This is a genomic window from Streptomyces piniterrae (genome assembly GCF_005048155.1).
In the GTDB taxonomy this organism is placed as follows: Bacteria; Actinomycetota; Actinomycetes; order Streptomycetales; family Streptomycetaceae; genus Streptomyces; species Streptomyces piniterrae.
Window position 1 is genome coordinate 76068 of the sequence record NZ_SUMB01000018.1, and the last position, 10446, is coordinate 86513.

A 10446-nucleotide genomic window follows, 5' to 3' on the forward strand; every position below is an offset into this window, starting at 1 on the left:
GTATGGTCCTGGGCTGCAGAGTTCTGCGCTCGCTCGATCCCGATGTTGATCAGCCACTACCCGGAGGGCCCGTTGTCCCGCATTGTGCTGAAGGCGATTCTCGGATTCGTCATGCGTGTCCTTTTCCGCCCGACGGTCGAGGGCATGGAGCGCATTCCCGGCAGCGGACCGGTGATCCTGGCCGGCAACCACGTCACCTTCATCGACTCGCTGTTCATGGTGCTGTCCGTCAAGCGCCAGGTCTTCTACATCGGCAAGGACGAGTACGTCACGGGCAAGGGCATCAAGGGCCGCCTGATGGCCTGGTTCTTCTCCACCGGCGGCATGATCCCCGTCGACCGCGACGGCGGGCACGGCGGCGTAGCGGCGCTGATGACCGGCCGCCGCGTCCTGGAGGAGGGCAAGGTCTTCGGCATCTACCCCGAGGGCACCCGCTCCCCCGACGGCCGGCTCTACCGCGGCCGCACCGGAGTCGCCCGCCTGGCCCTGATGACCGGCGCCCCCGTCGTCCCGTACGCGGTGATCGGCACCGACAAGGTCCAGCCGAACGGCAAGGGCATGCCGCGCATCGCCCCGGTCACCATCCGCTTCGGTGAGCCGCTGGACTTCTCCCGCTACGAGGGCATGGACCGCGACCGCTATGTCCTGCGGGCGGTCACCGACGAGGTGATGAGCGACGTCATGCGACTGTCCGGCCAGGAGTACGTCGACGTGTACGCAACGAAGGCACGGGCCGCATAGCCTCCGGCCTTCTGCAACGGGCCCCGTCCACTCCTCGGACGGGGCCCGTTGCGTTGTGCGCGCCCGTCAGCAGGGCACCCGGAAGCCCTTGTACGCGCGCTGCCCCTCGGGGCCGCTGGTGGATGCCGAACGCAGTGCCGCCTCGGGTCGTGGCATCGCGCTGCCGTCGGCCTGGAGCAGCTGTCGGCGTTCGGTGACGGAGCCGATCCGGGCGCCGGCCACCTCTGTGTTCTTGGCCGCCACCCGGTTCAGCGGCGCGGGCGTCAGCCGCTGCCGGTCACGGACGAAGGAGACAAAGCTCTCGAAGTCGCGGTCGTGCCGGACCGGTGCGCTGAATCCGGTGAAGGCGCTGTAGCCGTCCTGGTTGATGAGGGTGTACGAGGGCGCGGCGAGGCGGTAGCGGCGTTCCGGGTCGAGCGCGGTGCCGTTGATGAGGACGTCGGCGGGGTCGACGCGCCGGCCGACAGGGCCCGCCGCGTCGAAGGTATAGCGGACGTTGGCGGAGACGGCCAGCGGCGCGAAGCCCAGGCCGCCCCCGGAGGCCGGCGCCCACTGCTCCTCCAGCGCGTCGTGGATCTGTGCGCCGGTGACGGTGACCGTCAGGATCGGGTCGCCGAAGCCCACCGCGTTCCATGCCTGCCCGAGGGTCACGGTGCCGCCTGACGCCTCGTCACGAACCAGGTCACCGGCGATGATCGCCTGTCCGACGCGCGGTGCGACCGCGATGACGGCGAGTTCCGCGGGGCCGGCGGTGTCGCCGCCGGCGTCGTCCATGGGGCCGCGCGGCCGGCCCGCCGCCCACAGCGCCCAGTCGGCCACGAGGTCGCCCATGGTGCTCTCGCCGGCGGCGTTGCGCCGCCGGGTGAACGAGGCGGACTGCTGGCCGAGCGGGGTGCGGGCGCGCCGGGCGCTGTAGCCGGCCCAGTAGTCGGCGATCGACTTCAGCCCCGCGTGGGGCGTCACATCGCGGGTGTTGGGATGGTTGGTGGCGGTGGTCAGAGCGCGCACGACGGAGCCGGTGTCGCGGTCGAGCCGCAGATTGATCTCGTTGACGAGCTGCCCGTAGCAGCCGGCTTCGACGAACGGGCGGGGGTTGCCGTCGGGGTCCGGCAGCATCATCGTGAAGGCCCGGTGCCAGTGCCCGGTGACGATGGCGTCGATGTCAGGGGAGACGCGCAGCGCCAGGTCGTAGGCGGGTCCTGACGGGTTGCTGCCGCTGGAGAAGTCGCTGCCGGCCACCGCGCCGTCGTGCATGCTCAGCACGATCGCGTTGACGCCGCGTGACTTCAGTTCGGCGGCACAGCGGTTGGCGGTCTCCAGCTCTTCCAGGGTGCGCAGTCCCGGGTGGTAGGAGCCGGGGAAGGTCTCGGTGCCCATGGCCGTCAGATGGATGAACCCGATCGGCAGCCGGCGGCCGCGACCGGCGTCGACGTAGCTGATGTTGTACGGCGGCAGCACGGTCTTGCCGGACTGGTTCCACACCATGTTGGCGCTGTAGTAGGGGAAGCGGGCGCCGGGGAAGCGGCGGCCCGTGGAGTCGTCGAAGGCGTCGTCGCGGCCGATGGTGGGGAAGGGGTCGCCCTTTGCCATGTGCGAGGTGAGGAACTTCACCGACTTGTCGAATTCATGGTTGCCGGCCGAGGCGAAGTCCAGGCGCATGGCGTTGAGCGCCTCGATGGTGGGCTCGTCGGCGAAGGAGGACGCGTCGAACTCCCAGCCGGAGAAGAGGTCCCCGGGGGCGAAGAAGATCGAGTTGCGGTGGCCGGCGCGCAGCCGCTCCAGGTGCGCGGCCATGTAGGCGACACCGCCGACGGTGTACTTCTTGCCGCCGGCGCCGGTGATGACGGAGTTGCCGCCCGGGGCGCCCTGGAGGAAGCCGTGCAGGTCGGTGATGTTGAGCAGTTGCACATCGACGTACTCGTCGGCGGTGGCCGCGTCGCGGGCGTGGCCGGTGGCGTAGGCGTCACTGCCGATGGCGCTCGCGGTGGCCAGTGCCCCCGCCGCGGTGAAGAAGAACCGTCGTCCGATGTCGCGCACTGCGTCACTCTCCTGAGCGGGGCCGACCCCAGGGGACGACGGGAGAGCCAAACGTTCCCCCACGCCTGAACGGCGCGGGGGCCCACCGTGGGACAGCCGGCCGCCAGGGGGCGTACCGGGTGTGAACGGGCGAGGGGCAGTCGCCACCAAGGCGTGTCTTGTGGATCATGGCGGGTGGCGGCCGGGTCGATCGGCAGGACACGCCCTGACCGGCTCACCGGCCGGCCGCTGTCCCTCGTTCGCGCGCGGGCCCCCGCCGGTACGGGCTAAGGGGCCCCGCGGGCCGCGGACCCGTACGGGCTAGACGGTCCCCGACTCCGGCTCCCGTTCCGGCTCGGGCGCCGTCACCTGGGCCGGGCTGTACTCCAGCTCCTGGCCACGCAGCAGGACCCAGGCCGCCGCCGCGGCGGACAGCAGGATCGCCGCGGCGACACCGGCCGCGACATCCAGCCCGCGGACGAAGGAGTCCTGAGCGGCCTTCATCAGTGCCGCGCCCTGTTCTGCGGGGAGTTCTCCGGCCGCCTCGAAGGCGCCGCCCAGCGATTCGCGGGCGGCGTCGGCGACGTCGGCGGGCACGCCCGGTGGTGCCTGGAACCCCCGGTAGATGCCGGTGACGATGGAGCCGAGGAGGGCGATACCGAGGGCGGCGCCGAGTTCGTAGGCCGTCTCGGAGACCGCGGAGGCGGCGCCCGCCTCCTCCTTGGGGACGCTGGAGAGGATCACATCGGCGGTGACGGTGAACGAGAAGCCGGCGCCGATGCCGACGACGAACAGGATCACCGCCATCGCGGCGGTCCCGGTGTCGGCGTGCAGCGTCGTACAGCCGACCAGTGAGAGCCCGACCACGGCCAGGCCGCCGGCCACCACTATCCGTACGGACAGCCGCCGGGCGACGTACCCGGCGGCCAGGCCGGCCCCCACCGCGCCGACCGCGGCCGGAAGTTCGGTGAGCCCGGCGTTCAGCGACGAGCGCAGCTGCACCATCTGGAGGAACTGGGAGAGGAAGAAGACCAGCCCGGACAGTCCCAGGATGGTCAGCAGATCGGCCAGCACCGCCCCGGAGAAGCCGCGGTGGTGGAAGAGCTTCATGTTGAGCAGTGGCGAGTCGAGGGTGAGCTGGCGTCGGACGAACCAGATCAGCGTGAGCGCGCCGATGGCGGCCGCGAGCCCGATGTCCCAGCGGAAGCCGTGCACCGACGCTTCCTTGATGGCGTAGACGACACCGACGATGCCCACCAGGGACAGCAGCACGCTGGGGATGTCCCAGGGACCGGGATCCGGATTGCGGGACTCCGGGATCACCTTGGCTCCGATGACCACCAGCAGCGCCATCACCGGCAGATTGATCAGGAAGACCGAGCCCCACCAGAAGTGGCCCAGCAGAAAGCCGCCGAGGACCGGTCCCACGGCCATGCCCGCCGAGGCCATCGCGCCCCACACACCCACGGCCAGACTGCGTTCCTGGGGGTCGTGGAAGAGGTTGCGGATGAGTGCGAGGGTGGACGGCATCAGCGTCGCACCCGCCACGCCGAGCAGCGCGCGGGCCGCGATCATCATCTCCGGGCTGGTGGCGTACGCGCACAGCGCCGACATCGCACCGAACGCGACGGAGCCGATCAGCAGGAGTTTCTTGCGGCCGATCCGGTCGCCGAGGCTGCCCATGGAGACCAGCAGCCCGGCGATGACGAAGGAGTAGATGTCACCGATCCACAGGAGCTGGGTGCCCGACGGTTCCAGATCCTCGCTGAGGAAGGGGGTGGCGAGGCCGAGGACGGTGGCGTCGACGCCGACCAGCAGCACGGCGAGCACGAGGATGGAGAGCGCGAGCCAGCGGCCGGGGCGGGGCTGGTCGTCCACGTGGGCCGAACCGGCCGGTCCCGACGCCATGCCTATGGTCTCGGTCATTTCTCCATGCTCCGACGGATGCCGCCGAGCAGCAGCTCGGCGATCGAGTGGTTGAGGTCGTTGCGGGCGACCCGCCCTTCGTGCACGGCCCAGGCGCCGGCGCCGATCAGGCCGTAGAACGCCTCGGTGAGCCAGGCGGAGCTGAGGTCGATACGGAAGTCGCCCTGCTCCTGGCCGCGGCGGAAGAGCGCGGTGATCCGGTCGTCGAGCAGGGCCCAGCCGGCGTTGATCTCGCCGCTCTCGAAGAGCTGGTTCTCGGTGAAGAGGAACGCCAGCACACCGGCGACCGGTTCGGCCTCGGCGATCAGCCTGCGAAGCGCGTCGGCGGCGTTCCCCTCGTCCAGCCGGGCCGCGTCCATCGCCTGGGTGAACTGCTCGATACCCAGGTCTTCCAGGGCCCGGATCAGGGCGTCGCGTCCCGCGAAGTGCCGGTGCAGCGTCGCCCGGCTGATGCCGGCGGCGCGGGCGATCTCGTCCATCGGCGTCGTCGCGCGGCGGGTCAGCAGCGCGGCGGCTTGCTTGAGTACGTGTTGACGATCCACAGCCATGAGACAGAGATTAACCGAATGAGACATCATTGTCTCATTGGTTTCCGCTCCCCTCCACCGCCGGGCACACGAAGAACGGCCTCCACCCCGCCCGGGGTGGAGGCCGTACGTCCGTACTCCGCGCTACTTCTTGCTGCCCTTGGCCGCCGCCCACTCCTGCTGCGCGGCCAGGTCGGTCCGCACCTCGGCGAGCTGGACCGCCACCGCCGAGGGCGCCGTACCGCCGCGGCCGCTGCGCGAGGCCAGCGCGCCGGGCACATTGAGGACCGTACGGACCTCGGGCGTCAGATGCGGCGAGATCTTGGCGAACTGGTCATCGGTGAGCTGGTCCAGCTCGATGCCGTGCGCCTCGCACTCCTTGACGCACTCCCCCGCGACCTCGTGCGCCACCCGGAACGGCACCCCCTGCTTGACCAGCCACTCCGCGATGTCGGTGGCCAGCGAGAAGCCGGCCGGGGCCAGTTCCTCCATGCGCTCGCGGTTGACGGTCAGCGTGGCCATCATCCCGGTGAACGCCGGAAGCAGGACCTCCAGTTGGTCGCAGGAGTCGAAGACCGGCTCCTTGTCCTCCTGGAGGTCGCGGTTGTACGCGAGGGGCAGCGCCTTGAGCGTCGCCATCAGCCCCGTCAGATTGCCGATGAGACGCCCCGACTTGCCCCGCGCCAGTTCCGCGATGTCCGGGTTCTTCTTCTGCGGCATGATCGACGAGCCGGTGGAGAAGGCGTCGTGCAGGGTCACGAAGGAGAACTCCTTCGTGTTCCAGATGATGACCTCTTCGGCGATACGGGAGAGGTTCACACCGATCATCGCGGTGATGAAGGCGAACTCCGCGACGAAGTCACGGGAGGCCGTGCCGTCGATGGAGTTGCCCGAGCTGCCGTGCTCGAAGCCGAGGTCGGCGGCGACCGCCTCCGGGTCGAGGCCGAGGCTGCTGCCGGCCAGCGCGCCCGAGCCGTACGGCGAGACGGCGGTGCGCTCGTCCCACTGCCGCAGCCGCTCCGCGTCCCGCGACAGCGACTGCGCATGCGCCAGCACATGGTGGGCGAAGAGCACCGGCTGCGCGTGCTGGAGGTGGGTGCGGCCGGGCATCGCGACGTCCGGGTGCGTCTCGGCGAGGCCGACCAGCGCCTCCTGGAGGTCGGCGATCAGCCCGCCGATGATCCGCGCGTGGTCCCGCAGATACATCCGGAAGAGGGTGGCGACCTGGTCGTTGCGGGACCGCCCTGCCCGCAGCTTGCCGCCGAGGTCCGGGCCGAGCCGCTCCAGCAGACCGCGCTCCAGGGCGGTGTGCACGTCCTCGTCGGCGATGGTGCCGGTGAACGAGCCGTCGGCGACATCGGCCTCCAGCTGGTCCAGCCCGGCGAGCATCCGCTCCAGCTCGTCGGTGGTCAGCAGAGCCGCCTTGTGGAGCACACGGGCGTGGGCACGGGAGCCGGCGATGTCGTACGGGGCCAGCCGCCAGTCGAAGTGGACGGATGCCGACAGCTGGGCCAGGGCGTCCGCTGGTCCGGCGGCGAAACGGCCGCCCCAGAGCCGGACGTCACCGCTGTTGCTGCTCACTGCTGCTCCTCGGAGGGGTGGGGATGTGCGGCACCGCCTCCTCGCCACGAGGGCGAGGAGGCGGCTGTCGTACGTAACGAGAGGGGCTCAGGCCAGGTCGCGCTTCGCGGCGATCTTCGACGACATCCCGAAGAGCTCGATGAAGCCCTTCGACAGCGACTGGTCGAACGTGTCACCGGTGTCGTACGTCGCCAGGTTGAAGTCGTACAGCGACTGGTCCGACTTCCGCCCCGTCACGACCGCACGGCCACCGTGCAGCGTCATCCGGATGTCGCCGGACACCGCCTGGTTGGCCTCGTTGATGAAGCCGTCCAGGGCCCGCTTCAGCGGCGAGAACCACAGGCCGTCGTAGACCAGCTCGCCCCAGCGCTGCTCGACCTGCCGCTTGTAGCGGGCCAGTTCGCGCTCGACGGTGACGTTCTCCAGCTCCTGGTGCGCGGTGATGAGCGCGATCGCGCCCGGCGCCTCGTACACCTCACGGGACTTGATGCCGACGAGCCGGTCCTCGACCATGTCGATCCGGCCGATGCCCTGGGCGCCGGCCCGCTCGTTGAGCTGCTGGATGGCCTGCAGGACGGTGACCGGCTTGCCGTCGATGGCGACCGGGACACCCTCCTTGAAGGTGATGATGACCTCGTCGGCCTCGCGCTGGGTGGCCGGGTTCTCGGTGTACTCGTAGACGTCCTCGATCGGCGCGTTCCAGATGTCCTCCAGGAAGCCGGTCTCCACGGCCCGCCCGAAGACGTTCTGGTCGATGGAGTACGGCGACTTCTTGGTGGTCGCGATCGGGAGGTTCTTGTCCTCGCAGAAGGCGATCGCCTTGTCCCGGGTCATGGCGTAGTCACGGACCGGGGCGATGCACTTCAGGTCGGGCGCGAGGGAGGAGATACCGGCCTCGAACCGGACCTGGTCGTTGCCCTTGCCGGTGCAGCCGTGGGCGACCGTCGTGGCGCCGTGCTTCTTGGCGGCGGCGACCAGGTGCTTGACGATGGTCGGCCGGGAGAGCGCGGAGACCAGCGGGTAGCGGTCCATGTACAGCGCATTGGCCTTGATCGCCGGGAGGCAGTACTCGTCGGCGAACTCGTTCTTGGCGTCGGCGACCTCGGCCTCGACGGCGCCGCAGGCGAGCGCGCGCTTGCGGATGACGTCCAGGTCCTCGCCGCCCTGGCCGACGTCCACGGCAACGGCGATGACCTCGGCGCCCGTCTCCTCGGCGATCCAGCCGATACAGACAGAGGTGTCCAGGCCGCCCGAGTAGGCGAGTACGACGCGCTCGGTCACGGGTTTCTCCTTACGGTGCATACGCTGTTGGGTATAAGTATGCACTCCACCGTATGTTTCGTCAACGCCTCATCGAAAGCGCAGGTCAGGGGCGGTTCAACCCGGCGAGCCAGGGCCTCAGGGCGCCTCACGGAGGACATCGACCAGCACCGCCACATGCCCGTGCGCCACATCCTTGGTCGCGGTGAGCAGCGTCAGCGGCCCCGCCGCGGCCAGCTCCCGCAGATGCTCCAGCGCGGGCTGCGCCGCGTCCTGCGCCAGCTCGTCCCGGTAGCGCTCCTCGAACCGCTCGAACCGCTCGCCCTCGTGGCGGTACCAGCGGCGCAGCTCGGACGAGGGGGCGGCGTCCTTGCACCATTCGGTGAGCCGCGCGTCCTCCTTGGACACGCCCCGCGGCCACAGCCGGTCGACCAGCACCCTGGCACCGTCCGACGGCTCCGGCGGGTCGTACACCCGGCGGATCTGGATACCGTCACTCGCAGACTTCGCGGACTTCGCAGCCATGACTTCATCGAAGCACGGAAGGACGCGGGCCGCCGGAGGGCCGGGACCGGGCGGGATCCGGCTCGGAGACGGGCCGGGGGCGGGCCGGGGACGGGCCGGAAGGCAGCCCGGAATACGGCCCGGGATGCCCCCGAAATACGGCCCGGGTACCGTCCGCGGGACCCCGCTTTGGATTCAGGGGCCAGGACAGGGTATTTTTTCTTCTGCACGCCCGGCCGGGAAGTTTCCGGCCGGTAGTCGCACCGGGACGTGGCGCAGCTTGGTAGCGCACTTGACTGGGGGTCAAGGGGTCGCAGGTTCAAATCCTGTCGTCCCGACGGTGTTGACCAGCGGGTTTGCCGAATGAGGCAGACCCGCTGGTCTTTTTTGTGGCTGCGCGGCTTTGCGGCCGTGTGCGATGCGGCAGGCCGGTGCGCGGGTCAGCCGATGATCCGGGCGGTGCACGCCGTCGCCGCCCCCGCCGTGGCGGCGACCAGCGACATCTGGACCAGGCGGTGCTTGCGCCAGGAGATCCGCGACATGTCGATCACCTGCCGGCACAGCACCGGCACCGGGTCCTGGCCCCGTAACGCCTCGGTGAGCTGGGCCGGTGCCCAGTGCCGCAGATGGCCGAAGTAGACGAACCCGGCCCGCGGGTCCGCCTTGGCCGCGGCGCCGTCCAGCCGGGGCATCACCACGACGACGGCCATCACGATCGCCGCCATGAGCAGTCCCACGCCGGTCCAGTAGAGGGCGACCACGGCCCACCGGCCACGGCCGAACGACGCGTCGACGACATCGCCGGAGAACGCGGCGAGGGCGGTCACCGCCGCCGACTCCAGGCTCAGCGCGAAGGACGCCTTGGTGTCCACCTTGCCGGTCCAGTCCATGAGGGCGGTGTGGATCCGCCAGGCGGTGTCCGCCGCGTCACGTCGGGGTTCCGGCTGTCCGTTCATCATCCGCTCCTTGAGGCGAGGCGTGCCCTGAGGCGAGGCGTACGGCAGCCGCCCGAGGCGGCTCCCGGTCCCAGGTTCGCGGAACCGGGCGACCGGGTCTGCCGCAACTGACACACTCCAACTCCCTTTGGTTCTAGACTTGTTGACGAGGCAACAGGCCGCAGGAGGGCATGTGGCACGTGATGCTGTCGGTGTTCCTGAGGCGGACATACCGCCCGAGCCATTACGGCCGTTACGACCGTTCTCGCCGGACGAGACGCGGCTGATCCGCGCCGCGGGGAGGACGAGGACCTGGCAGCAGGGCGTCGTCCTCTTCCTCGAAGGCGATCCGCCCGACAGCGTGGCGCTGATCGAGGAGGGCCTGGTCAAGATCACGGCGGATTCCGACAACGGCTACACCAGCCTTCTGGCCATCCGCGGACCGGGCGAACTCATCGGCGAGATGGCCTGCCTCGACGGCCGCACCCGCTCGGCGACGGTCACCGCCATGCAGACCGTCCGGGGCACCGTCGTCACCTCCGAACGTTTCCTGGCCCTGCTGGAGGAGCACGGCCCGCTCGCCCTCTCCGTCATCCGCAGCATCACCGCCCGGCTGCGGGACTCCGACGGTCTGCGGGCGGACCAGGGCGCGCTGCCCGCCGGGGTGCGGGTCGCCCGGGTGCTGCTCGGGCTCGCGCTGCGGCACGGCACCGCACCACCAGGGCAGCCCGGCAGCCGCGCGCTGTCGGTGAACCAGCAGGAGCTCGCGGGAGCCGCCGGCACCTCCCGGGAGTCGGTGGTACGGACGCTGCGCCGGCTCCAGGACCACGGCCTGGTGACCACTTCACGGGGACGCACCCTCGTCCTCGATCTGCGCACCCTCGCCCGCTGGGCCAGCGGCTGACGAGGGCGGAACGCGCTCGGCGCTGTGCGTCATCTGACGCTGTTCGCGGCGG

At 70.4% G+C, this 10446-nt stretch carries 9 protein-coding genes and 1 tRNA gene; 3 read left to right on the forward strand and 7 right to left on the reverse strand.

Annotated elements, in window-relative coordinates; genetic code table 11:
- Positions 1-72: 72 nt before the first annotated feature.
- Positions 73-741, forward strand: a complete 669-nt coding sequence (locus tag FCH28_RS35970; protein WP_136744680.1) for a lysophospholipid acyltransferase family protein — start codon at positions 73-75, stop codon at positions 739-741.
- A gap of 66 nt (positions 742-807) precedes the next feature.
- Here the strand turns inward: FCH28_RS35970 and FCH28_RS35975 are convergent, their stop codons facing one another.
- The 6 genes from FCH28_RS35975 to FCH28_RS36000 all read right to left on the reverse strand — a co-directional run bounded on the left by FCH28_RS35975 (position 808) and on the right by FCH28_RS36000 (position 8576).
- Complete coding sequence (locus FCH28_RS35975; RefSeq protein ID WP_136744622.1) at positions 808-2778, reverse strand: bifunctional metallophosphatase/5'-nucleotidase; 1971 nt, start codon at positions 2776-2778, stop codon at positions 808-810.
- A 300-nt stretch (positions 2779-3078) separates the two neighbouring features.
- Entirely contained in the window at positions 3079-4665 is a 1587-nt protein-coding gene (locus tag FCH28_RS35980; protein WP_136744681.1) for an MFS transporter, read from the reverse strand.
- A gap of 14 nt (positions 4666-4679) precedes the next feature.
- Complete coding sequence (locus FCH28_RS35985; protein ID WP_136744623.1) at positions 4680-5231, reverse strand: TetR/AcrR family transcriptional regulator; 552 nt, start codon at positions 5229-5231, stop codon at positions 4680-4682.
- Between the two features lie 123 nt (positions 5232-5354).
- The gene (gene argH, locus FCH28_RS35990; protein WP_136744624.1) at positions 5355-6791 is read right to left on the reverse strand and encodes an argininosuccinate lyase; all 1437 of its coding nucleotides are present in this window, start codon (positions 6789-6791) and stop codon (positions 5355-5357) included.
- A gap of 87 nt (positions 6792-6878) precedes the next feature.
- On the reverse strand, positions 6879-8072 hold the full coding sequence (locus FCH28_RS35995) for an argininosuccinate synthase (protein WP_136744625.1): 1194 nt from the start codon (positions 8070-8072) through the stop codon (positions 6879-6881).
- Positions 8073-8189: 117 nt separating this feature from the next.
- Positions 8190-8576, reverse strand: a complete 387-nt coding sequence (locus FCH28_RS36000) for a DUF488 domain-containing protein (RefSeq protein ID WP_136744626.1) — start codon at positions 8574-8576, stop codon at positions 8190-8192.
- A 243-nt stretch (positions 8577-8819) separates the two neighbouring features.
- On the opposite strand from FCH28_RS36000, the gene FCH28_RS36005 reads away from it, so the two are divergent.
- A tRNA-Pro gene (locus tag FCH28_RS36005) sits at positions 8820-8893 on the forward strand.
- 102 nt (positions 8894-8995) lie between these two features.
- On the opposite strand, the gene FCH28_RS36010 is transcribed toward FCH28_RS36005, so the two are convergent.
- Positions 8996-9625, reverse strand: coding sequence for a Pycsar system effector family protein (locus FCH28_RS36010; protein WP_222852481.1), 630 nt, complete (start codon positions 9623-9625; stop codon positions 8996-8998).
- Between the two features lie 58 nt (positions 9626-9683).
- Between FCH28_RS36010 and FCH28_RS36015 the strand changes: the two genes are divergently transcribed.
- Positions 9684-10394 (forward strand): Crp/Fnr family transcriptional regulator, encoded by a 711-nt coding sequence (locus tag FCH28_RS36015; RefSeq protein WP_187364006.1) that lies wholly within the window; start codon positions 9684-9686, stop codon positions 10392-10394.
- The last annotated feature ends 52 nt before the right edge of the window (positions 10395-10446 follow it).